The sequence below is a fragment of the Arthrobacter rhombi genome, assembly GCF_039526245.1.
In the GTDB taxonomy this organism is placed as follows: domain Bacteria; phylum Actinomycetota; class Actinomycetes; order Actinomycetales; family Micrococcaceae; genus Arthrobacter_H; species Arthrobacter_H rhombi.
The window spans coordinates 26,108-49,605 of record NZ_BAAAIV010000020.1 but is presented as its reverse complement, the minus strand read 5'-3'; the positions used below and the strand labels follow the sequence as shown (position 1 = coordinate 49,605).

22 protein-coding genes are annotated in these 23,498 nt (G+C 67.0%); 11 read left to right on the top strand and 11 right to left on the bottom strand.

What is annotated here, in order from left to right:
• Positions 1 to 40: 40 nt before the first annotated feature.
• Positions 41 to 1,177, top strand: coding sequence for an NAD(P)/FAD-dependent oxidoreductase (locus tag ABD088_RS15425; RefSeq protein WP_343902857.1), 1,137 nt, complete (start codon positions 41 to 43; stop codon positions 1,175 to 1,177).
• A gap of 34 nt (positions 1,178 to 1,211) precedes the next feature.
• On the opposite strand, the gene ABD088_RS15420 is transcribed toward ABD088_RS15425, so the two are convergent.
• Genes ABD088_RS15420 through ABD088_RS15405 form a run of 4 tightly spaced genes read right to left on the bottom strand, consistent with a single transcriptional unit; the run spans position 1,212 to position 6,524 of the window.
• Complete coding sequence (locus ABD088_RS15420) at positions 1,212 to 2,945, bottom strand: dipeptide ABC transporter ATP-binding protein (RefSeq protein ID WP_343902856.1); 1,734 nt, start codon at positions 2,943 to 2,945, stop codon at positions 1,212 to 1,214.
• On the bottom strand, positions 2,942 to 3,814 hold the full coding sequence (locus tag ABD088_RS15415) for an ABC transporter permease (protein ID WP_343902855.1): 873 nt from the start codon (positions 3,812 to 3,814) through the stop codon (positions 2,942 to 2,944). The genes ABD088_RS15420 and ABD088_RS15415 overlap by 4 nt, the downstream gene beginning before the upstream one ends.
• The gene (locus tag ABD088_RS15410; RefSeq protein ID WP_343902854.1) at positions 3,811 to 4,842 is read right to left on the bottom strand and encodes an ABC transporter permease; all 1,032 of its coding nucleotides are present in this window, start codon (positions 4,840 to 4,842) and stop codon (positions 3,811 to 3,813) included. The genes ABD088_RS15415 and ABD088_RS15410 overlap by 4 nt, the downstream gene beginning before the upstream one ends.
• Complete coding sequence (locus ABD088_RS15405; protein ID WP_343902853.1) at positions 4,839 to 6,524, bottom strand: ABC transporter substrate-binding protein; 1,686 nt, start codon at positions 6,522 to 6,524, stop codon at positions 4,839 to 4,841. The genes ABD088_RS15410 and ABD088_RS15405 overlap by 4 nt, the downstream gene beginning before the upstream one ends.
• Positions 6,525 to 6,815: 291 nt before the next feature.
• Here ABD088_RS15405 and ABD088_RS15400 point away from each other — a divergent pair, with 291 nt between their 5' ends.
• On the top strand, positions 6,816 to 8,204 hold the full coding sequence (locus ABD088_RS15400) for an NtaA/DmoA family FMN-dependent monooxygenase (protein ID WP_343902852.1): 1,389 nt from the start codon (positions 6,816 to 6,818) through the stop codon (positions 8,202 to 8,204).
• A gap of 53 nt (positions 8,205 to 8,257) precedes the next feature.
• Here ABD088_RS15400 and ABD088_RS15395 read toward each other — a convergent pair whose 3' ends face one another.
• Positions 8,258 to 9,238 carry an alcohol dehydrogenase catalytic domain-containing protein gene (locus ABD088_RS15395; RefSeq protein WP_343902851.1) on the bottom strand — a complete coding sequence of 327 codons (981 nt, stop codon included), beginning with the start codon at positions 9,236 to 9,238 and terminating at the stop codon, positions 8,258 to 8,260.
• 109 nt (positions 9,239 to 9,347) lie between these two features.
• Between ABD088_RS15395 and ABD088_RS15390 the strand changes: the two genes are divergently transcribed.
• Together ABD088_RS15390 and ABD088_RS15385 are read left to right on the top strand one after the other, a co-directional pair.
• Positions 9,348 to 9,650 (top strand): DUF1905 domain-containing protein, encoded by a 303-nt coding sequence (locus ABD088_RS15390; protein WP_343902850.1) that lies wholly within the window; start codon positions 9,348 to 9,350, stop codon positions 9,648 to 9,650.
• Between the two features lie 47 nt (positions 9,651 to 9,697).
• Positions 9,698 to 9,919: a hypothetical protein gene (locus ABD088_RS15385; protein ID WP_343902849.1), complete on the top strand. Its 222-nt coding sequence runs from the start codon at positions 9,698 to 9,700 to the stop codon at positions 9,917 to 9,919.
• Between the two features lie 101 nt (positions 9,920 to 10,020).
• Here the strand turns inward: ABD088_RS15385 and ABD088_RS15380 are convergent, their stop codons facing one another.
• Together ABD088_RS15380 and ABD088_RS15375 are read right to left on the bottom strand one after the other, a co-directional pair.
• Entirely contained in the window at positions 10,021 to 10,647 is a 627-nt protein-coding gene (locus tag ABD088_RS15380) for a Dps family protein (protein ID WP_343902848.1), read from the bottom strand.
• 42 nt (positions 10,648 to 10,689) lie between these two features.
• Positions 10,690 to 11,244, bottom strand: coding sequence for a type 1 glutamine amidotransferase domain-containing protein (locus ABD088_RS15375; RefSeq protein ID WP_343902847.1), 555 nt, complete (start codon positions 11,242 to 11,244; stop codon positions 10,690 to 10,692).
• A gap of 284 nt (positions 11,245 to 11,528) precedes the next feature.
• On the opposite strand from ABD088_RS15375, the gene ABD088_RS15370 reads away from it, so the two are divergent.
• The 6 genes from ABD088_RS15370 to ABD088_RS15345 all read left to right on the top strand — a co-directional run bounded on the left by ABD088_RS15370 (position 11,529) and on the right by ABD088_RS15345 (position 16,657).
• Complete coding sequence (locus ABD088_RS15370; RefSeq protein ID WP_343902846.1) at positions 11,529 to 12,170, top strand: ABC transporter permease; 642 nt, start codon at positions 11,529 to 11,531, stop codon at positions 12,168 to 12,170.
• On the top strand, positions 12,163 to 13,458 hold the full coding sequence (locus tag ABD088_RS15365; RefSeq protein ID WP_343902845.1) for an ATP-binding cassette domain-containing protein: 1,296 nt from the start codon (positions 12,163 to 12,165) through the stop codon (positions 13,456 to 13,458). The genes ABD088_RS15370 and ABD088_RS15365 overlap by 8 nt, the downstream gene beginning before the upstream one ends.
• 83 nt (positions 13,459 to 13,541) lie before the next feature.
• Positions 13,542 to 14,252, top strand: coding sequence for an ABC transporter permease (locus tag ABD088_RS15360; protein WP_343902880.1), 711 nt, complete (start codon positions 13,542 to 13,544; stop codon positions 14,250 to 14,252).
• A 2-nt stretch (positions 14,253 to 14,254) separates the two neighbouring features.
• Positions 14,255 to 15,265, top strand: a complete 1,011-nt coding sequence (locus ABD088_RS15355) for a glycine betaine ABC transporter substrate-binding protein (RefSeq protein WP_343902844.1) — start codon at positions 14,255 to 14,257, stop codon at positions 15,263 to 15,265.
• 112 nt (positions 15,266 to 15,377) lie between these two features.
• Positions 15,378 to 16,286: a CPBP family glutamic-type intramembrane protease gene (locus ABD088_RS15350; protein ID WP_343902843.1), complete on the top strand. Its 909-nt coding sequence runs from the start codon at positions 15,378 to 15,380 to the stop codon at positions 16,284 to 16,286.
• A 110-nt stretch (positions 16,287 to 16,396) separates the two neighbouring features.
• A complete protein-coding gene (locus ABD088_RS15345; protein WP_343902842.1) occupies positions 16,397 to 16,657 on the top strand; it encodes a helix-turn-helix domain-containing protein in 261 nt (86 codons plus the stop codon).
• Between the two features lie 186 nt (positions 16,658 to 16,843).
• Here the strand turns inward: ABD088_RS15345 and fdhA are convergent, their stop codons facing one another.
• The 3 genes from fdhA to ABD088_RS15330 form a co-directional block, all read right to left on the bottom strand.
• Complete coding sequence (gene fdhA, locus ABD088_RS15340) at positions 16,844 to 18,064, bottom strand: formaldehyde dehydrogenase, glutathione-independent (protein WP_343902841.1); 1,221 nt, start codon at positions 18,062 to 18,064, stop codon at positions 16,844 to 16,846.
• A 120-nt stretch (positions 18,065 to 18,184) separates the two neighbouring features.
• On the bottom strand, positions 18,185 to 19,702 hold the full coding sequence (glpK, locus tag ABD088_RS15335; RefSeq protein ID WP_343902840.1) for a glycerol kinase GlpK: 1,518 nt from the start codon (positions 19,700 to 19,702) through the stop codon (positions 18,185 to 18,187).
• 217 nt (positions 19,703 to 19,919) lie between these two features.
• Positions 19,920 to 21,734: a glycerol-3-phosphate dehydrogenase/oxidase gene (locus ABD088_RS15330; RefSeq protein ID WP_343902839.1), complete on the bottom strand. Its 1,815-nt coding sequence runs from the start codon at positions 21,732 to 21,734 to the stop codon at positions 19,920 to 19,922.
• Positions 21,735 to 21,986: 252 nt separating this feature from the next.
• Between ABD088_RS15330 and ABD088_RS15325 the strand changes: the two genes are divergently transcribed.
• Positions 21,987 to 23,015, top strand: coding sequence for an MIP/aquaporin family protein (locus ABD088_RS15325; protein ID WP_343902838.1), 1,029 nt, complete (start codon positions 21,987 to 21,989; stop codon positions 23,013 to 23,015).
• 106 nt (positions 23,016 to 23,121) lie between these two features.
• Here the strand turns inward: ABD088_RS15325 and ABD088_RS15320 are convergent, their stop codons facing one another.
• Positions 23,122 to 23,472 (bottom strand): ArsR/SmtB family transcription factor, encoded by a 351-nt coding sequence (locus tag ABD088_RS15320; protein ID WP_343902837.1) that lies wholly within the window; start codon positions 23,470 to 23,472, stop codon positions 23,122 to 23,124.
• Positions 23,473 to 23,498 lie beyond the last annotated feature (26 nt).

The following is a 23,498-nucleotide window of genomic DNA, read 5'->3' as shown; positions in this document are numbered from 1 at the left end:
CACAACGTTGACCCAACTATTTGAATTCGAAGGAAACACCATGAAAGAAACTTCTCCCGTCAAGAACGTCATCGTCGTCGGCGGCGGCGCCATCGGCGTTTCAACCGCAGTGCATCTGCTCCGGCAAGCGGTGGACGTCACCTTGGTCACCGAAGCCGGCCTGGCCTCCGGGGCGTCCGGGCGGTCCCTGTCGTGGCTCAATTCCGCGGGGACCCGCACCAAGGAATACCACGAGCTGAGGATGGCAGGCATTGAGCGCTACCGAGTGCTGTCGACGCAGTACCCGAATATCGACTGGCTGTCGTTTGGGGGCGGGCTGTTCTGGGATGGAAACTCTGCGACAACCGGGCAGCGTCACGAGGCCGAGTCGGCCCGGGGCTACTCATCGTTGCTCCTGGACGCAGCGTCGGCGGCCGAAACGGCGCCGGGCGCAAACCCCGAGGCGATTCCTGATTCTGCCGTCTTCAATGCCGCTGAAGGGTGGGTTAGCCTGCCCCACCTCATCAGCCATCTCATGGAGGAATTCTCCCGCCGGGGAGGGCGCCTGGTTCTCAACGCAGGGCGGGCCGAAGTTCTCGTTGAAGCAGGGCGTGCCGTCGGGGTGACCACCGAGACGGCCGGAAAGTTCACGGCAGACGCGGTTCTGGTGGCTTGTGGACCTCAGACCCCTGAAGTCGTTGCACCTCTTGGTGTCCATATCGACGATGCATCACCGGTCTCCATGCTGGTCATCACTGAGCCCGGGGATCACGAGGTCCCCCCGGTCATGAATACGCCGCGGGTGGCTTTGCGCCCCAACCCGGGGGGAACCCTGGCTCTGGATCATGACTGGTATGAGCAGGACATCACCGAACACGCCGATGGCTCCTACGACATTCCCCGGGCGGTTGTGGACGAACTTGTCCAGGAAGCGTCGAAGGTTTTGCACGGGGCGCCCCAGCTGGCAGCAGCGTCATGGAAGATCGGGCGGAAGCCCATCCCGGGCGATGGGGAACCCGTCTTCGGAGAACTCGAGGGGGTGCCGGGCTGCTTCGTGGCCTTCACCCACTCTGGCGCTACTTTGGCGCTGGTTGCCGGTGAGTTGCTCAGCAAGGAAATCAGCGTTGGTGTCCGACACCCGATGCTTGAAACGTTCCGACCCGAACGTTTTGCCCGACAGGAGCGCCGTACCGCCTGAGCGATCGATTGCAGCTGGCCGGGCCGCAACTGCCTCAGCGCAGGGGCCCGGCCAGCTCCACCCGCGGCAACGAGGCGAGCAGTTCGCGGGTGTAGGGATGTTGCGGGTCGTTGAACACCTGGTCCGCGTCCCCCTGCTCCACGGCACGGCCGCCCTTCATCACCAGGACCCGGTCGCTCATGTGGTGGATGACGCCCAGGTCGTGGGAGATGAACAGGTAGCTCAACCCCAGGCGCTGCTGCAGGTCGGTGAGCAGATCCAACACCTGCGCCTGCACCGAGACGTCCAGCGCTGAGACCGCCTCGTCGAGCACGATGACCTCCGGGTCCGGGGCCAGCGCGCGGGCGATCGCCAGGCGTTGGCGTTGGCCGCCGGAGAGCTGGAGCGGATGCTTGGCCAGATGCTCGGAGGCCAGGCCGACGGCGGCAGCCAGTTCCACGATCCGCGCCCGCCGTGACGCCGCCGTGGTGTAGTCGCCGGCGTCAAGTGCGTCGAGCAGGATCCGCTCGGCGTTCCAGCGCGGGTCGAAGGAGCCCAGCGGGTCCTGGTAGACGGCGGTGACGGTCCGTCGACGGGGACGGCGTTGGGCAGTGCTCAACCCGGTCCACGCCTGCCCATCGAGCAGCACCCGCCCGGCGTCCGGTTCCAGCATGGCCAAGGCGATCTTCGCCGTCGTGCTCTTGCCCGAACCGGATTCGCCGACGATGCCCAGCGTCTCGCCGGCACGCAGCTCGAAGGAGACATCATCCACGACGGTGCTGCGCCGGCCATCGGGTCCCGGGTAGGTCTTCACCAAATGCTCGGCGCGCAGAACGGCGGGCGCGTCGGCACGGCGTTCGATCCGTTCCCGGCCAACGCTGCCGGACAGTGCTTCCCGGCCGGCGCTGGTCAGCGGGACGCCGCGGGTGTGCGAGGAGGGAACGGCGTCCAACAGCGCCCGGGTGTATTCGTGCTGCGGGTCGCCCAGGACCTGGGCCACGGGGCCCTGTTCGACGATCGCCCCGCCCTGCATGACGGCCACGTGATCGGCCATCCGGGCGACCACCGAGAGGTCGTGGCTGATCAGCACGATCCCGGTTCCGCGGTCCTTCATGCCGGCCAGCAGATCCAGCACCTGGGCCTGGACCGTGACGTCGAGGGCGGTGGTCGGTTCGTCGGCGATGACCAACGCGGGATCCAGGGCGATGGCCGAAGCGATCAGGGCCCGCTGCCGCAACCCGCCGGAGAGCTGGTCCGGACGCTGGAGAGCGCGCAGTTCCGGCTCGGGGACCCCGACACTGGCCAACAACTCCAGGACCTTGGCCCGGCGGGTCGCGGGGTGTGTGGCACCGTGCAGGCGCAACGATTCCTCGATCTCCCGGCCCACGGGCCGCAGCGGGTCCAGCGAGACCAGTGCATCCTGCAGGATGAAACCGATGTCCGCCCCGCGGATCCGCCGCCAGGAACGCTCGGGTCGGCGCAGCGCCTGGTGCCCGGCCACCTCGAGGCGGTCCGCATCCACCTGCGCCCCGGCACCGGGCAGCCCCACCAAGGTGCGGGCGGTGACCGACTTGCCGGAACCGGATTCCCCGACGATCGCCAGGCACTGCCCGGCCTCCAGGTGCAGGGACACGTCCTTCACCACGCGGGTGGTGCGCACGGCGCGCCCGCGTCCGGCGGTGAAGGACACGTCCAGATGGTCCACGGCGAGCAGCCGGCGCGGTGCAGGAACCGGGGGAGTGGGGAGGGTAGCGGAGGTGGTCTCGGACGGGATGGCGGTGGTGGTCATGGTCGTGCCCCTTCGAGGTTGGATTGGAGGAATCGGCCCAGCGTGGTGCAGGCCAGTGCCAGGGCCACGATGGCCAGCCCCGGCATGACCTCCAGCCACCAGGCGTGGGTGATGAACAGGCGGCCGGCGTCGAGCAGGGCGCCCCATTCGGGGGAGGGCGGGGCAACGCCGAGCCCCAGGAACGCGAGCCCGGAGGCCCACACGATCGACTGGCCGACGCCCAGGGCGACCACGGCGACCAGCGGCCGGGTGGCATTGGGCAGCAGGTGGCGGCGCAGGATCCGGGCCCGGCCGTGGCCGAGCGCATGGGCCGCCTCCACGTAGCCGGAGGTGCGCACCGAGAGGACCTGGCCGCGGATCATGCGGGCATACCCGGGGGCCGTCCCGAGCCCGACGGCGATGATCTGCGTGGTGACGCTGGGCCCGTAGATGGTCACGAACAGCATCGCCAGCAGCAGCACGGGGAACGCGAAGAGCACCTCGAGCCCGCGGTTGACCAGCCCGTCGACCCAGCGGGCACCCAGCCCGGAGGCCAGGCCCAGGACCACGGCGATCGCCACGGCCAGGGCGGTGGCGCCGAGGCCGATCAGCAGCGATTCGCGCGTCCCGTAGACCACCCGGGTATAGAGGTCGCGCCCGGATTGGTCGGTGCCGAACCAGTGCTGCGGACTGGGGCCCTGCAGCGCAGCGCCGAGGTCGATCGCGAACGGATCGCCCCCGGTGAGCAGGCCGGGCGCCAGGGCGGCGATGACGAAGAAGAGGACGACGGCGGCGCCCACCAGGGCGCCGATCGGCACCCGGGGCAGGGAGGCCAGCCGGACGCGGCCGGTGGCGGCCCTCAGGGGTTTCGGGATCTGGAGGGTGCTCATGCGGTTTTCATCCTTGGGTCGATCAGGGTGTAGGCGAGGTCCACCAGCAGGTTGGCCACCACGTAGATGACGGCCACCAGGATCACGACCCCGCACACGACGGGCAGGTCGCGGCTGTTCACCGCGGTGACCAGGACCTTGCCGAGGCCCGGGCGGGAGAAGATGTTTTCCGCAATGACCGCCCCGGAGAAGAGGGCGCCCATCGCCCAGCCGCTGAGCGTGATGCCCGGCAGCACGGAGTGGCGCAGCACGTGGCGCAACCTGACCTGGGTGTCTCCCATGCCGCGCATGCGGGCGGTCAACGTGAACGGCTGGTCCAGGGCGCTGGCGAACTCGCTGCGGATGGTCTGGCCGAGGAATCCGGCCAACGGGATGCCCAGCGTCAGGGCCGGAAGCACCAGGCTGGCGAACCCGGTGCCGCCGACCACGGGGAAGGCCCCCAGTCCCAGGGCGAAGACCACCAGCAGGATCACCCCCAGCCAGTACTGCGGCAGGCCGGCGGCAAAGGCCTCGAGGGAGGCGGCCAGCGAGGACAACCATCCGGCCCGCCGCACGGTGGCGATGGTGAAGATCGTGGCGATGACCCAGGCAACGGCCAGGGCCGAGAACGTCAGGATGATCGTGGGGAGCACCTGGTCCCCGATGACTTCGGTGACCGGCTTGTAGAGCTGGTAGGACATGCCCAGGTCCCCGCGCACCAGGCCGGCCAGGAAGTGCAGGTACTGCGCCGGGAGGGCGTCGTCGAACCCGTATTTGGCGTTGATCGGGGCCAGCTCGGTGGCTGTGCGTTCCTGGGTCTGGCCGGTGAGCTGGTTCAGCAGCAGTGTCGCGCGGTCCCCGGGCAGCAGCGCCTGGATGAAGAAGGTGAAGGTGGCCGCCGCCCAGATGACCCCGAAGGCCGAGAGGATGCGGATCCCGGTGCTGCGCAGGAACACCAGGGCACGGCGGGGCGGCTCGGCCGGCAGGGGCGCGACGGCGGGATCCGGTGTGGGGTGGTGGATGGCGGTATCTGGCAAGGTGGTGGTCATTCTGACTCCGTGAAGTAGGCGTCGTGGAACACGGGTTCGCCCTGCGAGGCCTCGAGCCAGAGGCCCTGGAGGTCGGGACGGCTGGCGATCGTGGAGGTCTGGTCGTAGAGGCCCACGGCGACCGCCTCGTCGCTGAGCTGCTGCTGCGCCTGGGCGTAGTAGCGGTTGGCGTCGGCGGTGGTGCCGGCCGAGAGTGCGTGGCGGATCGTGGAGACGATGCCCGGGTTGTTGTAGAACGTGGTGTTCGCGTTGTTCGGCTTCGCTGCGGTGGTCTCGCGGAAGTTGATGTAGAGGATGCCGGAGTGCGGGCTGGTCCAGTAGCCCAGTTGGGCGTCGTAGCTCCCGGGGACCGAGTACGTCCCGGAGAAGAACTCCGACTGGTTGACCGGGTGCAGGTTGACCTTGATGCCCGATTCCTTGACCTGGGCCTGGAGGTTCTGCAGGGCGGTGGCCCCCTCCTGGGTGACGATCGAGTTCAAGCCGAACACGATGTCCACCGACAGCTCCTTCCCGTCCTTCGTCCGGGTGCCGTCGGCGGCCCGCCCGGTCCACCCGGCGACGTCCAGCAGCGCGGCGGCCTTCGCCGGGTCGTGGGGGTAGTCCTGCGCGACGGCCGCGTTGTACCCCGGGGTGGTCTGGCTGACGTACCCGTTGCCCTCGAACGGGACGACGCCCAGGAACGCCGAGTCCACGTTGGCCTTGCGGTCGGAGGCATAGGCGAACGCCTGGCGGACCCGGCGGTCGGTGAACGGGCCGTGGACGGTGTTCAGCGACAACGTCACCGGCCGGCCCGGCGTCACGTACTGCTGGGCGTTGAACCGGGAGCGGGCGTCGTCGAAGTCCACGGTGGGGACCTCGCCGATGGCGTCGGATTCGTCGCTGACCAGGGAGCCGTACCGTGAGGTGTTGTCCTGGACGAACGACCAGACGACGTTGTCCACGTAGGCGGGCCCCTGGTGCCGGGCGTTGGCCGGGGCGGAGTCGTAGGAGGCGTTGCGGTGCAACGTGATCGATTCGCCGCGCTTCCATTCGCCGACCGTGAAGGGTCCGGAGCCGATGGGCGCCTCGCAGTTCTGCTGCTCGGTGCGTGTGCGCAGGGCGGTGGGTGACTGGATGCCGAAATAGCCTTGACTCAACGCCGAGAGCAGCGGACCGTAGGGCGCCTTCAGCCGGACCCGCAGCGTGGTGGCATCGACGGCTTCCGCCGAGGAGTAGTAGTCGCCGATGTGGGCCTGGACGGTGCCGTTGCCCCCGCCCATCCAGAAGTCGAAGTTGTCAGCGACGGCCTGGGCGTCCAGCGGCGTCCCGTCGGTGAATTCCACGCCCGGCTTGAGCTTGAACGTCCACGTCTTGCGGTCGGGGGAGACGCTCCAGCTCTGGGCCAGCCAGGGGACGATCGTCCCGTCGTCGGTCTGGCTGACCAGCGAATCGAGCACCTGGCGTGAGAGGTAGGCCTGCTGCACCCAGCCGCCGTACACGCACGGCACCTCCTGCAGATGGGCGTAGCGGATGGTGCCGCCGTCGACCTTCTTGCCGGTGGTGCCGGCGGCCGTCGCACTGCCGCCGCAGGCCGAAAGCAGCAGCATCGAGGTGGCGGCGAGGGCTGTGCCCAGGACGTGGGGTCGACGCCGGGGGACTGGCTGGCGGCTGGCCGGGGAAGGGCCCGGGGAGGGGTGGGACACGAGGGTTCTCCTGCGGATCGGCGTGCTGGACGGTGGATTGCCGTCAGTTCTACGCGCGATCCGCCACCTCCCACCACCGCCGCTTCACCCGTTGTCGCGGCGCGACATGCGGCGTCTCATCCGGCCCCGAGGAGCCCCCGCGCAGCCTCCACACCGCGTCATATCGGGACTTGTGACGCGGTTTCGCCACACCAGATCACCCAGTACGACGCCGGAAGTCGGGCCCATCGACGCGGCTGCACCCGGGTGCCAGCATGGTCCGCAACACCACCGACCCTCCGAGGAGACCCCATGGGCAAGCCACTGCATTTCAACGCATTCGTCATGAACACCGCCAGCCACATCCACCATGGGCAGTGGCGCCGCCCCGATGCCGGGCAGACCCGCTTCAACGATGTGGACACCTGGATCGACCTGGCCCAGCTGCTGGAGGCTGCGAAGTTCGATGCCATGTTCTTCGCCGACGTTTCCGGCTTGTATGGGGATTCCGACGCCGACTACGACGTCTACGTGGAGGAAGGGCTGCAGATCCCCTCGAACGACCCCACCGTGCTGCTCGGTGCGCTCGCCGTGAGCACCCGGCACATCGGCCTGGCCACGACCTCCAACGTGGTGCAGAACCACCCCTTCAATTTCGCTCGCCAGATCTCGACACTGGACCACATCTCGAAGGGCCGGATCGCCTGGAACATCGTGACCGGGATGCAGGACAACGGCGCCCGGAACTTCGGCCTGCCGCAGCTGACCGACCATGCCGCGCGCTACGCCTGGGCCGACGAATACGTCGACGTCGCCTACAAGCTCTGGGAGGGGTCGTGGGACGAGGGCGCGGTGCTGGGCGACCGGTCGGGGAGCCGTCACGCCGATCCGGCACGGGTCCACAAGATCCACCATGAGGGGCCCCGCTACCGGGTGGAGGGACCCCACCTGCCGTCACCGTCGCCGCAGCGCACCCCGGTGCTGTTCCAGGCCGGCAGTTCCGCCTCCGGTCGCGCGTTCGCGGCCCGCAATGCCGAGGCCGTCTTCATCATCGCGCCGAGCCCGGAGATCGCGCGCCAGATCATCGAGGACACCCGCCGGCAGGCCGTGGACCTGGGGCGGCGCGGCGAGGACATCAAGTTCTTCGCCGGGCTGTCGTTCGTCATCGGCTCCACCGAGGAGGAAGCCCGCGCCAAGGAGGCCGAGTATGACCAGTTCGTCTCCATCGAGGGCTACCTGGCCCACCTGGCCATCGTCGACAAGACCGGCCGCGTGTACCCGCCGAAGACCCCGCTGTCGCAGGTCGACACGAACACCGCCAAGGGGTTCACCGAGTGGGTGTCCAAGCACATCACCGACCGGGAGCCCCTCGTTGAGGACCTGGCCTGGCTCCAGGCGCGCAACTCACGGATCGTCGGCACCCCGGAGCAAATCGCGGACCGTTTGCAGGAATGGCAGGACGCCGGCGTCGACGGGATCAACGTCATCAACTGGGTGATCCCCGGTTCGTTCGCCGAGTTCGCCGACGAGGTGCTGCCGGTGCTGCGCGAGCGCGGCCTGGCCCAGAGCGAATACAGCGAGGGAACCCTGCGGGCCAAGCTCTTCGGAACGGACAGGATCAATGAGCGACACCCAGCCGCCGCCTATCGCGGTGCCTTTGCCGCGGAATCGCCAACCGCCGCCGCGCTCACCACCTCCTGAGCCAGGTGCCAGCCGGGCCCCGCACCCGGTTCACCTGGCCGGGGTGGGCCCTCTCACGGGATCACGACGAGTTTGCCCGGCTTGCGGTTGTCCTCCAGGTCGCGGTGGGCCAGGGCAATATCGTCCAGGCCGTACACCGTTCCCACCGGGATCTCCGCCTCCCCGGCAGCCACCGCCTGCAGGTAGTCGTCGAGGACGGCAGGGGGAAGATCGCCCGCGTCCCCGCTGTAGGCGGTGAGCCGGACGCCGTTCGGCAGCCAGTCCATGGGGTAGAACTGGGGGATCGTCCACTCATCGGAGAGCATGCCGGTGAAGCAGACGGTTCCCCCGCTGCGGGTCGCAGCCAGCGTATCGCGCAGTACGTTGACGCCGACCAATTCGATGGCGCCGTCCACCCCGCCCGGGGCGAGGTCCCGCACCCGGTCGGCAATGGCCCCGTCGTCGAGCACGACCTCATCGACGCCGAGCCGGCGCAGGGCGGCTTCCATTCCCTGGCGTCGGGTCGTCGAAATGACACGGACTCCCGCACGGTGGGCCAGGACTGCGGCCGCCATGCCGACCGAGGAGGTCCCGCCGCGGATGAGCAGCGTCTGTCCTCGAACCAGTCCGGTGCCGATGGCCAACGATCCATGGGCGGTCTGGAGCATCTCCGGGACGGCGCCGAGCAGCGGCCAATCCAGGGTGCTGGTGAAGGGAACCACCTGCCGGGCCGGGACGCTCGCGAACTCCGCGTACCCACCGTCGAAGGATCGTCCCATGCCGCCCATCATGGCCATGACGGTGGTCCCGGGTTCGAACTCGCCGCCCGGTGCCTCCTCGACGATGCCCGTCGCCTCGATGCCCGGGATGACCGGGAACCGGGCATTGCCGGCGACCCCCTGGCGCAGATGCAGTTCCGAACGGTTCAGGCCAAAGGCCTTCACCCGGATCAGGATCCACCCAGGGCGCGGCACGGGCCGCGGGACGTCGGTGACGACCAGAGACTCCGCCGGTCCGGGGCCGTTGAGCCTGACGGCGCGCATGGTCGCGGGCATTGCGGGTCCTTTCGACGAACTTTTGGCCAGCCTATGTCATCGTCATGCCGCTCGGGCACGACGTAGGCTGGGTTGCCAGCACATGAAACGACCCCCTGGAGGGACGAGGATGGACGGCGACGAAGGCCCCTTGCAAGCCACGGGAACCGTCTTCCATTGGCGCGGACCTGCACCGTTCCATTACCTGCGCGTGCCCGGCGACGTCGCGGACTACATCCACGACGTCGCCGCCCAGGTCACCTATGGCTGGGGTGTGATCCCGGTGACCGCCACCATCGGTGGCACCACGTTCACCACCTCCCTGTTCCCGAAGGACGGCGGCTACCTGGTGCCGCTGAAGATCGCGGTGCGCCGGGCCGAGGGGATCGAGCTCGACGACGAGATCACCGTGGGCCTGGAACTGGGCCGGTAGTGGATAGCGTGGGAGGGGAAGCCCAGGCAACAAGAAGGGGCGTTGGGATGTCTGCAGCAACATGGTCCTCGATCCGTGGGGGTCTCCTCGGACTCGCCGTGGGCTTGGCATCGGAACTGATCCGGGCCGCACTCCACGAACGGCGATCAGCGGCCGACATGGCGGTCATGGTGGCGACTATGGTCGTCATTGGCGTGGTCGCGCCGCGGTTGCGCAACCGGCGGGACGGAAGCGGCAGGGCGCGGGACGAGGGCGCACGGCTCGATTGAGCCACGTGCCCAGGGCGGAACACGAGAACGGTCCAGGGGTATCAAACCCCTGGACCGTCGTCGTACTGAGTCCTCCCGGCGGGGGAGAACGGCTGAAGCGCCTACTTCTTCTTGGAGGTGCTCTTCTTCGTTGACGTGGACTTCGCCGCGGAGGACTTGGTGCTCGAGGACTTCGTGGAGGCTGCCGCCGCCTTCTCGGTCTTCGCCGAGGCATCGTCGAGGGTGCCCTGGCTGTTCTCCAGGTGCGAGCGCATGAACCACTGGAAGAGCTCGAGTTCGGCGATCTGGCCGATCAGCAGGTCCTCGGTGATCGGGTCGAGCTTCTCGGCCACGGCGCGGGCCTTGCGGTGGCTCTCGATGACGCCGGTGTAGACCACGTCCAGCGCAGCAAGGTGCTCGGCGGTCCCGGCGCGCTGGATGTCGTAGTCATCCCACGGGCGGGCCTGCACGAGGGCGCCGGCCAGGCCGTTGGGGGAGACCCCGAGGGTGGCCATGCGCTCGGCGATCGTGTCGATCATGGCGCGGACCTTCTCGATCTGCGGGTCAAGCATCTCGTGGACGCCGATGAAGTCGCGGCCCACGACGTTCCAGTGCGCATGCTTGAGCGTGAGCTGGAGGTCGTTGAGGGCGTGCAGGCGCATCTGCAGCGTGTCGCCGACCTTGTGGCCGTCGGCGAGGCTGAGGCCGGGAACGGTGTATCCGGCGTGGGTGGTGTTCTGGGTAGCCATGGTGATTGCTCCTTCGGTGGATGGTGTGGGGTGGCCGGGGTCCTACTGCGCCAGTTCGTCCTGGATGGCGCCGATGAACGGGTCCAGGTCGCCCGGGTTGCGTGAGGTGATCAACGTGTACCCCTCGGCCGTGCAGCGGAAGACCTCCTGGTCCTTCCAGGTGCCGCCGGAATTCTCGACGTCGGTCTTGATGGAGAGGTAGGAGGTCAGCGTCTTGCCCTTCAGCAGCCCGGTTTCGACCAGCAGCCACGGTCCGTGGCAGATGGAGGCGACCGGCCGGCCGGAGGTCGTGAAGGCGGTGACGATGCGCTGCGCGTCGGCATCCAGGCGCAGGTTGTCGGCGTTCAGGGTGCCGCCGGGGATCAGCAGCAGGTCGAAATCGGCCTCCGTGACCTCCGCGAGCGTGGTGTCCACCGGGATCTTCTCGCCGAGATCCCAGTCTCCCACCAGCGTCTGGACGTCTCCGGATTCGGGGGCTGCGACCGTGACCTGGGCGCCCGCGCCGCGCAGCCGATCGGCGGGGACCTTCAATTCGTCCTGCTCGACGCCGCGGTTCGTGACCAGTGCGAGGATCTTCTTGCCGGCTAGATCTGCCATGGTTTCATGCTCCTAACGTGGAGGGGAGTCAACGTCTTCACCTTTGCATCCGGTCTGATGCGTGGCAAGCACATGCGTGGATTTTGGCTACTGGCGTACGGCATGAAACGACAGGTTCCGGGCCGTCGGGCCCCACCCGCAACGTCACGGAGTGGTAACGGTACGGGTGGTTTTTGGTTTTAACGGCCCCGGACGGCTCCCCGGTGACTAGCGTGGGGGTGCATGATGCGGATCACGGTCCGTTGCAGGGAGTGATTCGCAACCAAGGTGAAGAAGGTCTGAACGTGTGGGAATTCGTGGGCGAGAGATACCGCCAGATCCTCTTCGCGGCCTGGCAGCACTTCAGCCTGGTCGTGCAGTGCCTCATTCTGGCAACGATCATCGCCGTCGTCATCGCGGCATTGGTCTACCGCAGCAAGTTCGCCAGTTCCGCGGCGAACAGCATTTCGGCGATCGGGCTGACCATCCCGTCCTTCGCCATGATCGGCCTGCTGATCGCCCCCATGGGCTTCGGCGTCCCCCCGGCAGTCACCGTCGTGACGTTCTTCGCGGCGCTGCCGATCCTGCGCAACGCGGTCGTCGGGCTGGCGGGGATCCCGCCGGCCACCGTTGAGTCGGCCCGCGGCATCGGCATGAGCCGTTTCCGGACGCTGGCCACCGTGGAGATCCCGATGGCCTGGCCCATCATCCTCACCGGCGTGCGCGTCTCCGCCCAGATGGTCATGGGCGTGGCAGCCATCGCCGCCTATTCGCTCGGCCCCGGCCTGGGCGGCTTCATCTTTTCCGGTCTGTCCCGGCTCGGCGGCGCCAACGCCTTCGAGTCGGTGGTCGTCGGCGTCGTCGGCGTGATCCTGTTGGCCTTCATCCTCGACCTGCTGCTTGTCGGCTTGGGTCGTCTCACCACACCGCGAGGTATCCGTGTCTGATCTGCAAACATCCACCCAGAACAGCCCGGAAGGCGTCACCGGCGCCTCCATCCTCTTGCAGGAGGTGACCAAGCGCTACCCGGGCCAGGCCCAGCCAGCCGTGGGGGGTCTGACCCTGGAAATCCCGGCCGGCTCCATCGTCATGTTCGTGGGCCCCTCGGGCTGCGGCAAGACGACGACGCTGAAGATGATCAACCGGCTCATCGAGCCCACCGAGGGCGGGATCGTCATCAACGGCGAGGACGTCACCAAGATGGACGGCGACAAGTTGCGCCGGCAGATCGGGTACGTCATCCAGGCCGGCGGGCTCTTCCCCCATATGACCGTGGCGGCGAACATCGGCCTGGTCCCGAAGATGCTCGGCTGGGACAAGGAACGCATCGCCTCCCGCATCGACGAGTTGCTCGAACTCGTCTCGCTGGATTCGGCCACCTACAAGGACCGCTACCCGAAGGAACTCTCCGGCGGTCAGCAGCAGCGCGTCGGCGTCGCCCGCGCCCTCGCCGCCGACCCTCCCATCCTGCTGATGGACGAGCCCTTCGGTGCCGTGGACCCCATCACCCGCCAGCGTCTGCAGGATGAGCTGATCAACATCCAGCATGAACTGCAGAAGACGATTGTCTGCGTCACCCACGACTTCGACGAGGCTGTGAAGCTGGGCGACTGGATCGCCGTGTTCAACGAAGGCGCCCAGCTGGTCCAATACGATTCCCCGGAACGCATCCTGGCCAACCCGGCCAACGAGTTCGTCGAGAACTTCATCGGTTCCGGTGCCGGCCTGAAGCAGCTGACGCTGAACCGCGTCCACGACGTCAATCTCGAGGAGGCCCTCACCGCAGGTGCCGGGGATCTCGCCTCCGATGTGCTCTCCCGCCTCGAAGGTGCCGGCAAAAACAACGTGGTGGTACTGGATCGCCGCAAGCGGCCCGTGCAGTGGCTGAACCGCCGGCAGGTCAGCCGTCTGCAGGTCATGACCGATCAGGTGGATCCGAACCTCGCGGTGGTCTCGGATCGCTCCACGCTCAATGATGCCCTCGACGTCATGCTCGTCAACAGTGTCAGCGCCGCCCTCGTCACCGGGCGGCGCGACGCCTTCCTGGGGCTGGTCACGGTCGACACCGTCATGGAGTCCATCCGGGCCGCGCAGCAAGCGGCCAAGGGGGACTCGGATTCGCCGGTGGGCCTGAACAGCGGCGCCATCCCCACCACTGCGGCGGCCGCCGCCCTCGCGGCCGATCCGGCGGATGGCGCGCCAGCCGGCGCCACGGACGAGGACGCCCGGCCATGAGCACCCCCGACACCAGCAACCAGGGGGTACCGGATCCCGGGGAAACCCTGAAGCCGGCCCACCGTCCATCCGGCCCCTCCGTCATGCCCCTCGTCTGGCAGCTGGTCGGCATCCTCATCGTCCTGGGGGCCGTCATCGCCTGGCTCGCCACGGCCGACCTGTCCGAGACCGAACGGGCAACCCTGGCACCCGACGCCCTGTGGGGCTACACGCTCGAACACCTCCAACTCACCGTGCTCGCCACGGTGATCGTGCTGGTCATCGCCATCCCGTTGGGCATCGTGCTCACCCGGGGACCCATGCGCAAGGCCAGCGGCCCCATCGTGGCGGTGGCCAACTTCGGCCAGGCTGCCCCGGCGATCGGCCTGGTCGTGCTGCTGGCCTTCTGGGTCGGCTTCGGTTTCTGGGCGGCCATCATCGCCCTGGTCGCGTACGGCATCCTGCCGGTGCTGCGTAACACCATGGTCGGCCTGCGCCAGGTCGACGAACGCCTCATCGAGGCCGGTCGCGGCATGGGCATGAGTTCCGGCGCCGTGCTCTGGAAGGTCGAACTCCCGCTGGCCGTACCGGTCATGCTCGCCGGCATCCGCACCGCGCTGGTCCTGCTGGTGGGCACCGCCACGCTGGCCACCTTCATCAACGGCGGCGGCCTGGGCATCCTTATCACCACCGGCGTGAACCTCAATCTGACCACCGTGCTGGTCGCCGGTTCCCTGCTGGTCGCGCTGCTGGCCCTGATCGTCGACTGGCTCGGCCGACTCGTCGAGCACATCGCCCGCCCGAAGGGACTCTAGACATGGCTGCACCGACCAAGACAGTACGACGGCGGCTCCTCGCCACCGCGGCTGCCCTCGCCGCCGCCGGGATGCTGGCCGGGTGCGGACTGCAACCCGCCGCCTCCTACGTCCCCAACGCGGCACCGGGGAAGATCAAGCACATCGAGGGTCTCCCCGGCGACGCGAAGCTGACCGTGACCTCGAAGAACTTCACCGAGCAACTGGTGCTCGGCAAGATCGGCGTGATCGCCGCCCAGGCGGCCGGTTTCAAAGTCACCGACCTGACCAACGTGCCGGGCAGCCAGCCGGTGCGCGAGCTCATGCTTTCGGATCAGGCGGACTTCACCTGGGAGTACACCGGGACCGCGTGGATCACCTTCATGGGCCACGCCAAGGGCATCCCCGAGAAGCAGAAACAGTGGCAGGCGGTCCACGATGAGGACCTGGAGAACGGACTCACCTGGGGCAAGCCGGCCCCGTTGAACAATACGTATGCCTTCGCCGTACGCCGCGATGCGGTCAAGAAGCTCGGTGGGATCTCCAAGCTCTCCCAGATTGCGGACCTGCCGGTCAAACAACGCACCTTCTGCGTGGAGTCCGAATTCAACTCCCGGTCCGATGGCTTCAACCCCATGCTCAAGGCCTACGGGCTGAAGCGCGGTGCCGCGAACGGGGTACCCGACTCCAACATCGGCACCTACGACACCGGCGCCGTGTATTCGGCCACCGACCAGGGCGACTGCAACTTCGGCGAGGTCTTCACCACCGATGGCCGGATCAAGGCCCTGGACCTGGTGGTGCTCAAGGATGACCGCAAGTTCTTCCCGGCCTACAACGGCGCACCGGTCTTCAACACCGAAACGCTCAAGGAGTACCCACAGCTCCAGCAGGTCTTCCAGCAGATTTCCCCGCTGCTGACCGATGACGTGATGCGCGAACTCAATCTGAGGGTCGACGTCAAGGGCGAGGAGCCCGCCGACGTGGCCTACGACTGGATGCTCAAGGAAGGCCTCATCACCCAGGGGAAGTAGTCCCGCTGGTCGCTGAGGCGGCCTGTTTCTCCAGGGGCGGGCAAGGGTCTTCACCGATATCGCCCGCTGGCCCCGTGCCTAGGCTGGTTCCACGCCACCCTAGGAGCTCCTGATGAGCAGCACCGTCGACCACCCGGCCGCGTCCACGTACGATCGGCCCGTTGTCTTCTACACCCTCGCGACGGTCATCCCGTGGCTGTTCTGGTTCCTGGCCGCCTACCTCAGCCAGCTGGACGACCAGAGCGCAGCAGTGCAGGTCTGGACTGCTGCGCTGGGGGTCTGCGGTCTGGTGGCGCCGATCTTCGTCGTCGTCCTGCTGGTCCGCCGTCGGCCCGACCTCCGGGCGGACATGCTCGGCCGGCTGCTGCCGCGCCGCATCGGCTGGTTCCACCTCACGATGGCACTGCTCCTGTTGGTAGCCAGCGTCCTGGCCGCCCAAGCCATCTCGCTGGCGTTTGGTTATGGGCCCGAGCAATTCCAACTCCGTAGTGGCTTCACCTTCTCCGCCGGATTGCTGCCGGTGTGGTTCACGCTGATCGGTGCTGCCGTCTTCGAGGAACTTGCCTGGCACAGTTACGGCACGGATGCGCTGCTGCGCAGGATGTCGGTCTTCACCGCATCCCTGGTGTTCACGGTCTTCTGGGCCTTATGGCACCTGCCGTTGGGTTTCATCAAGGGCTACTACCACCACGAGGTCGTCGAGATGGGGTGGGTTCACGTGCTGAACTTCCCGCTGTCCATGGTGGCGTTCGTGATCCTGATGAACTGGCTCTACTTCAGCACGGGACGCAGCATCCTCATCGCCGTCCTGTTCCATGTCACGGCGAATCTCGCCAACGAGGTCTTCATGACGGATCCCGACACCAAGATCATCCAAACGATCCTCCTGCTGATCGTGGCCGGAATCGTGGTCTCGACCCACCGGCAGTTGTTCTTCGGCGGCAACCGATCGAGGCCCGGCCGGGAGAATGACTCGGGAATCCGCGGTGTGGGTTCACCGGTCCCGACCCACCTGCGGTAGCAGCGGGCGATCCAGACACGGCAGGAAAACACCACCCGGGCCACCACCCTGGGGTGGTGCCGGCGCGGCAGGGCGCCCGGAAGAATCAAGGCTCGGCCGCCGGGGGACAGATGACGTTTGCGCGCGGCATCGGCGAGAGGATCGTCGGCAGTTTCGCGGCCCCGCCGACCGTGCGGGAGCGCTTCCCCCAGCTGACCCCGCGCGAGGCCGAGGTCCTGGATCTCATCGTCTCCGGGCGCGTCAATGCGCAGATTGCCGCCGACTTGTTCCTGTCGCCGAGCACCGTGAAGTCCTATGTGAACGACATCTTCGCCAAGCTCGATGCCCGCGACCGGGCCCACGCCATCGAGTTGGCCACGGGGAGGGCCTGAACGGCCGGAACCGGACTCCGAAGCCGGAAGTTCAAGCGGCTGCTGATCGGCGAGCCAATGCCGACGGAACAGCTGGAGGGGCATCTGCTGCCACGGCGATGGAGCCCGGCCCCCGAACCAACCCTTCGAGCGACTGACGTGCAGGAAGGATGGGGTCAGGGGTCGGCGCCCACCGGGACCATCCAGTTAGTTCTTCAGGTAGCCGTTGGGGTTCAGCACGTATTTCGTTGCTGCCCCTGCGTCGAACTCCGCGTAGCCGCGCGGGGCGTCCTCGAGTCCGATGGCCTGTGCGTTCACCGCATCGGCGATATGGATCCGATCGTGCAGGATCGCCATCATCAGTCCCCGGTTGTATTTCATCACCGGGCATTGGCCCGTGGTGAAGGACAACGACTTCGCCCACCCGGTGCCCAACGAGAGTGACAACGCGCCCCGTTGCGCCGCCTCGTCTGCGGCGCCCGGATCACCGGTGACATACAGCCCGGGGATGCCCATCGACCCGCCGGCCGCGGTGAGGTCCATCAGCGAATTCAACACAGTGGCCGGTGCCTCCTGCGCTTGCTTGCCTCCCCCGTGCCCGCGTGCCTCGAAGCCGACGGCATCGATGCCGCAATCGACCTCGGGAACGCCGAGGAGCTGTTCGATCTGGTCACCGGGATCGCCGTCGCCGACGTTGACGGTTTCGCAGCCGAACGAGCGGGCCTGGGCCAGCCGCTCATCGTTCATGTCGGCGACGATGACGACGGCGGCCCCCAGCAGGCGTGCGCTGGCGGCAGCTGCCAGACCCACCGGTCCTGCGCCGGCGACGTAGACGGTGGAGCCGACACCGACCCCCGCGCTGACGGCACCGTGGTACCCCGTCGGCAGGATGTCCGAGAGCATGGTCAGGTCCATGATCTTCTCCAGGGCCTGATCCCGGTCGGGGAATTTCAGCAGGTTCCAGTCGGCGTAGGGAACCAGGACGAACTCGGCCTGACCGCCGACCCAACCGCCCATGTCGACATAGCCGTAGGCACTGCCGGGGCGGTCGGGGTTCACGTTCAGGCAGATGCCGGTCTTGCGTTCCTTGCAGTTGCGGCAACGCCCGCAGGAGATGTTGAAGGGGACCGAGCAGATGTCCCCGACCTTGATGAATTCAACGTCGGGACCGACCTCGACCACCTCCCCGGTGATCTCGTGCCCGAGGACCAGCCCGGTGGGCGCCGTCGTCCGCCCGCGCACCATGTGCTGGTCGGAACCACAGATGTTTGTCGCGACGGTGCGCAGGATGACCCCGTGAGGGACCTTGCGTCCGACGTTCGCGGGGTTGACCCCGGGACCGTCCTTGAGCTCGAAAGTCGGGTACGCGGTGTCGATGACTTCGACCTTGCCGGCGCCCTGATAGGCGACGGCCCTGTTTTCAGACATGGGTGTTCGATCCTTCCAAAATGGTGTTCCAGTGGGTCCCCAGCGTGTGATGGAGCCTGCAAACGGACAATCGCCTCCTTTCGGGTGGGGTGGGTTTCCGGTGGCCTGGCCGGTCGGGACCTAGACGACGTCGTCGTCGACCCAGTCCAGCGTCTTGGTCACTGCCTTGTTCCAGAGCCGGTACTGCCGGTCGCGTTCGGTGGAGTCCATGGCCGGGCTCCAGCGCTTGCCTTCACGCCAGTTGGCCACCACGTCGTCCTCGCCGTCCCAGAAGCCGACCGCGATCCCCGCAGCGTAGGCAGCCCCCAGCGCCGTGGTTTCGGCGACCTCTGGACGCACGACATCGACGTCGAGGATATCGGCCTGGAACTGCATGAGCAGTTCGTTGGCGACCATGCCGCCGTCGACCCGTAGCTCGGTCAGGTCGACACCGGAATCGGCGTTCATCGCGTCGAGGACTTCGCGGGTCTGGAATGCGGTGGCCTCCAACGCCGCGCGGGCGATGTGGTTCTTGTTCACGAAGCGGGTCAGGCCCACGAGCGCTCCGCGGGCGTCGGCACGCCAGTGCGGGGCGAACAGGCCGGAGAAGGCCGGGACAAAGTAGGCGCCGCCGTTGTTCTCCACCTTCTTGGCGTAGTACTCGATGTCTGCGGACTCCTCGAACAGCCCCAGATTGTCCCGCAGCCATTGCACCAAGGAGCCGGTGACCGCGATCGAGCCCTCGAGGGCGTAGACCTGCGGGGCGTCTCCGATCTTGTAGCAAACGGTGGTCAGCAGCCCGTTCTTGCTCGCCACCGGCTCGGTGCCGGTATTCAGGAGCATGAAGTTGCCGGTTCCGTAGGTGTTCTTCGCGGCGCCCTTCGTGAAACAGGCCTGTCCAAACGTGGCTGCCTGCTGGTCACCCAGGATCCCGGCGATTGGCACGCCGGGGACCATGCCGCGCTGGCGCCCCTGGCCGTAGACCTCGGAGGAGGAACGTATCTCGGGCAGCATCGAGAGCGGTACCCCCATATCGGCGGCGATGTCCTCGTTCCAGGTCAGTGATTCGATGTTCATGAGCATCGTGCGCGACGCGTTGGTGACATCGGTGATGTGTACCCCGCCATCGGTGCCTCCGGTCATGTTCCACAGCACCCAGGTGTCGGTGTTGCCGAACAGCAGATCACCGCGTTCGGCCGCTTCGCGGGCGCCCTCCACGTTGTCGAGGATCCACTTGATCTTCGGGCCGGAGAAATAGGTGGCTAGCGGAAGCCCCACACGGTCCTTGTACTTCTCTGCGCCTTCCTCGCCGCCGAGCTCCTCGACGATCTTCTGGGTGCGCGTATCCTGCCAGACGATCGCGTTGTAGACGGACTTCCCGGTGTTCTTGTCCCAGACCACCGTGGTCTCGCGTTGGTTGGTGATGCCGACGGCCGCCAGATCCTGGTGGGAGATGTTCCCGCGTGCCAGGGCCTGGCCGACTGCCTCGCGGACGTTGCTCCAGATTTGTTCGGGGTTGTGCTCGACCCAGCCGGCACGCGGGAAGATCTGGTCATGTTCCAGCTGGCCAACAGAGTGGATGGTTCCTTCGTGGGTGAAGACTATCGCCCGGGAACTGGTGGTGCCCTGGTCGATCGCTAGGACGTACTGGGTGCTCATGTCATTTCCTATCGGTGGTGGCTAGCAATGGTCGGTGCCGGCGAGAATTGGGGCCGGCGCCGGTGGTGCGGCTGAACCCTGCGGCGAGCGGGGCGAGCAGGACCACTGTCCCTGGGCAAAGGACCTCCGGGACGAGGACGATGCGTGACGTCCATCCTTGTCCTTTCCCCGTCGTTTTCGTGGTGTGTTGTACCTCCTGTGCGTACCCGGGCGACAGCTACGTGCCGACGGGACCGGCAGCGCCAGCGGAATCAGCGGGGGATCCCGGTTTGAGCCCCCCGCCGGGCCGCGCCTCGAGCTTGACCAGCGGCGCGACGTCAGCGGCGCTCAATCGCACTGCTTCGGCGGCCTCGTCGTTGGTCTCGTTCTCGGCGGCCTCTTCTGCGAGGGCGCGATCCCTGTAGGCCTCCATCTCGCGCTGGCGGGTGGCCTCATCCCAGCCCAGCACTCCGGCCATGAGCGTGGAAATTTCTTCCAGGGCCGCCAGCCCCCGATCGGCAACCTCGTAGTTCAACCGGGTGCGGTGGAGCAGGACGTCTTCCACATGCAGCGCTCCCTCGTGGCTGCATGCGTACACGATTTCTGCCCGAAGATAGGCGTGCGCATGCTCGAGCGGACTAGCCAATGACGCGTCCTCGGCACAAAGCTCCACGATGTCGGTGATCAGGGAACCGTACCGGTGGAGCAGGTGGTCAACCATGAAGTTCGACCAGCCATGGGTTTTTGCATAGGTTCGGCTCCAGTTGCGTTCGACCTCGAGGTTGGCCGCTCCCACGAGGGGGACGTTGCTGGTCACCGACGGGTTGTCCTGTGCCGCGGAGCCGAGCGCAAAGTCGACTGCGTCCTCGGCCATGATGCGATACGTGGTCAGCTTGCCGCCGGCGATGACGGTCAGCCCCGGTGACGGAGAAGCAGTGGTGTGTTCGCGGGAGACCTTTGCCGAATTCGTCCCCTCCTTGGTGCCTGGTTGCAACAGCGGGCGCAAACCCGCCCACGTGCCGATGATGTCCTCGCGGGTCAGCGGCTGGGCCAACACCGCGTTGGCGTGCTCCAGGACGTAGTCGATGTCGGCGGACGTGGCGACCGGGTGCTGGAGCTCCTGTTTCCACGGGGTGTCCGTGGTGCCGATGACCCAGTAGCGCGACCACGGGATGACGAAGAGGACACTCTTCTCGGTTTGGAGGATCAGGCCGGCCTCGCCCCTGATGCGTTCGCGCGGCACGACGATGTGCACGCCCTTCGACGCCTGCACCCGCAGCCCCCCGGTGCCGCCGGCGAGTGCCTCCGTCTCCTCCGTCCACACACCGGTGGCATTGACGACGTTCCTGGCGTGGACGCGCAGTTCATCGCCGGTTTCCAGGTCGCGCAGCAGCGCACCGGCGATCCGTCCGGTGTCGTTGCGGGTGAGGTCAACGACCTGGGTCCGGCTCGCCGCCTGGGCGCCGTGGGAAGCTGCCGTGCGGACGAGGGTGGATACCAGGCGGGCATCGTCCACCGATGCGTCCCAGTATCGGAGCGCGCCGACTGCCGCGTCGTGACGCAGATCCGGAAACAGCTTGTTCATCCCCTTGCGGGTCAGATGCTGGTGCAACGGCAGCGGACGCTTCCCGGGCGTGATGCTGGCCAGGATGTCGTAGAGGGCGATCCCGGCCCCGACATAGGCGCGTTCCCAGACGTGGTGCTCAAGCGGGTAGAGGAAGGAAACCGGTCGCACCAGGTGCGGTGCGAGCTTCGAGATCAGCTGATCGCGTTCGGTGAGGGCCTCATGGACCAGATGGAAGTCGAGCATCTGCAGGTAGCGCAACCCACCGTGGACCAGCTTGCTGGAACGACTGGAGGTTCCCGACGCCCAATCCTGGGCTTCGACGATGGCGGTGGTCAGCCCCCTGGTCACGGAATCAAGGGCCGTTCCGGCGCCGGTGACACCACCGCCGATGACCAGGACGTCTAGTGGTTCCTCGGCGGTGGAGGCCCGCATGGCCTCCAGGGCGCTGGTTCGTGACTGTGGTGTCAAGCGGGAACTGGACGACATCGTGCTACCCCCAAATCAAAGGTTGTATCTGTAGCGTCACATCAATCTCGCATTGGCACAATGGTTCTCTTGACTTGGTCTCCTGAAAGCATCCGGAGGTTTCCCAAGAGGCGACGTACCTCAGTAGGCGGGGCAACTAATAGGGTATTTCGTTCCCTAGCTAATGCGGTCTCGAGAGAGTTAGTCTTCGCTCAAGCCTGTTTGCCGTTGCACGAACGGCGAGCGGAAATGGACGGCCAATGGAGGCTCGGCGTGAGTGATATAACCCCAATTCGAGGCGCGCTTCGGGGCGCCGTTCGCAACGGCAGTGGTCTCAAACGGCTCGGCGGGACGTGGGGGGAGACGCTCGCAGAGTTCCTGGGGACGTTCGTCCTCATCCTCCTGGGGAATGGCTCCGTCGCCATGGCGGTGGCAGGCTTGCCGGGGTCGGGGCGCACCGCAGGAGCCAATATCTTCTTCCAGGGGGCCGGGGACTGGATGCTGATCGCCTGGGGCTGGGCCTTCGCCGTGGCCTTCGGGGTATACATCGCCGGAGGTGTCAGCGGAGCGCATCTCAACCCGGCCGTGACGCTGGCATTCGCTGTCCGGCGCAAATTCGCGTGGAAGAAGGTGATCCCGTACATCGTCGCCCAGGTGGTCGGTGCCTTTGCTGCCGCCGCCGTGGTGTACGCCGTGTACTGGCAAGCCATCGACGCGTTCAACCAGGCAGCGAAAACAGCGAGGGATGCGGCCGGGGGCCTGGCCACGTACTCGATCTTCGCCACCTTCCCGGCACCGTATTACAACGGCGACAACTTCGGGCCGTTCGTGGACCAAGTCGTCGGCACGGCGCTGCTGCTCATGATCATCGCCGCCGTCGTTGACATGCGCAATGGCGGGGTGAAGGCAAACCTCGGCCCCCTGATCATCGGGTTCGGTGTCGCAGCGATTGGCATTTCGTTCGGCGCCAACGCCGGATACGCGATCAACCCCGCCCGCGACTTCGGCCCCCGGCTCTTCGCCTGGATGGCAGGCTGGGGGGAGACGGCGCTACCGGGCACGATCGACGGTTCGTTCAGCTGGTACTTCTGGGTTCCCATCGTCGGACCGTTCGTGGGCGGCCTGATCGGCATCCTCTTGTATGACCTGTTCATCGGCGACATCCTGCATGCTCGATTCCGGCTGCAGGAATTGGATGGAGAACCCGGGCCGGGAACGGAAGAGGCTGTGGCGAACGAATCAAAGGGCGCGACAGGCCGTCGCGCCGCAACCGATCCGCCGCAGGCCTCGGACGAGGAATAGGCGGCCGCCGGTTCCGCTTCCCCGGGGGCGAGGCGGGACCGGGGCGCCGTCCCCTGCGAGGAACCCTTGGACTCCGACAGCGCGCGACAGCCGGCGTGACCGGGGCCTAAAGTGCCAGGATGTTTCGGGACGCTGTCTCCAAGGCTCCCGGAACCAGCGAGTAGTACGCCCATGTGCCGCGCTTCTCCCGACGGAGCAGGCCGGCCTCGACCAGGACCTTGAGGTGGTGGGAAACCGTGGGCTGGCCGAGGTCCAAAGGCTCGGTCAGGTCGCAGACGCAGGCTTCGCCGTCGTTTACGGCTCTGACGATGGACAGCAACCGGAGGCGGTTCGGGTCCGACAGGGCCTTGAACACCCTCGCCCTGCGGGTGGCCTCGTCCACGCTGAGTCCCGGCACTGCCGTGGGAATGCAGCAGGACGTGTCGGTGGCCGGGGCCGCGGTGTCGAGGGAGGTCATGGGCACCATTATCCATCTACATTGAC

Excerpts from the sequence above, each read along its gene's own strand:
- fdhA (WP_343902841.1), bottom strand. The coding sequence starts at position 18,064 with ATGTCTGAAAACAGGGCCGTCGCCTATCAGGGCGCCGGCAAGGTCGAA.
- ABD088_RS15350 (WP_343902843.1), top strand. The coding sequence starts at position 15,378 with ATGAGCAGCACCGTCGACCACCCGGCCGCGTCCACGTACGATCGGCCC.
- ABD088_RS15345 (WP_343902842.1), top strand. The coding sequence starts at position 16,397 with ATGACGTTTGCGCGCGGCATCGGCGAGAGGATCGTCGGCAGTTTCGCG.
- ABD088_RS15390 (WP_343902850.1), top strand. The coding sequence starts at position 9,348 with ATGGACGGCGACGAAGGCCCCTTGCAAGCCACGGGAACCGTCTTCCAT.
- ABD088_RS15420 (WP_343902856.1), bottom strand. The coding sequence starts at position 2,945 with ATGACCACCACCGCCATCCCGTCCGAGACCACCTCCGCTACCCTCCCC.
- ABD088_RS15410 (WP_343902854.1), bottom strand. The coding sequence starts at position 4,842 with ATGACCACCACCTTGCCAGATACCGCCATCCACCACCCCACACCGGAT.
- ABD088_RS15380 (WP_343902848.1), bottom strand. The coding sequence starts at position 10,647 with ATGGCTACCCAGAACACCACCCACGCCGGATACACCGTTCCCGGCCTC.
- ABD088_RS15360 (WP_343902880.1), top strand. The coding sequence starts at position 13,542 with ATGCCCCTCGTCTGGCAGCTGGTCGGCATCCTCATCGTCCTGGGGGCC.
- ABD088_RS15395 (WP_343902851.1), bottom strand. The coding sequence starts at position 9,238 with ATGCCCGCGACCATGCGCGCCGTCAGGCTCAACGGCCCCGGACCGGCG.
- ABD088_RS15385 (WP_343902849.1), top strand. The coding sequence starts at position 9,698 with ATGTCTGCAGCAACATGGTCCTCGATCCGTGGGGGTCTCCTCGGACTC.
- ABD088_RS15400 (WP_343902852.1), top strand. The coding sequence starts at position 6,816 with ATGGGCAAGCCACTGCATTTCAACGCATTCGTCATGAACACCGCCAGC.
- glpK (WP_343902840.1), bottom strand. The coding sequence starts at position 19,702 with ATGAGCACCCAGTACGTCCTAGCGATCGACCAGGGCACCACCAGTTCC.
- ABD088_RS15355 (WP_343902844.1), top strand. The coding sequence starts at position 14,255 with ATGGCTGCACCGACCAAGACAGTACGACGGCGGCTCCTCGCCACCGCG.
- ABD088_RS15425 (WP_343902857.1), top strand. The coding sequence starts at position 41 with ATGAAAGAAACTTCTCCCGTCAAGAACGTCATCGTCGTCGGCGGCGGC.
- ABD088_RS15415 (WP_343902855.1), bottom strand. The coding sequence starts at position 3,814 with ATGAGCACCCTCCAGATCCCGAAACCCCTGAGGGCCGCCACCGGCCGC.
- ABD088_RS15320 (WP_343902837.1), bottom strand. The coding sequence starts at position 23,472 with ATGACCTCCCTCGACACCGCGGCCCCGGCCACCGACACGTCCTGCTGC.
- ABD088_RS15375 (WP_343902847.1), bottom strand. The coding sequence starts at position 11,244 with ATGGCAGATCTAGCCGGCAAGAAGATCCTCGCACTGGTCACGAACCGC.
- ABD088_RS15330 (WP_343902839.1), bottom strand. The coding sequence starts at position 21,734 with ATGTCGTCCAGTTCCCGCTTGACACCACAGTCACGAACCAGCGCCCTG.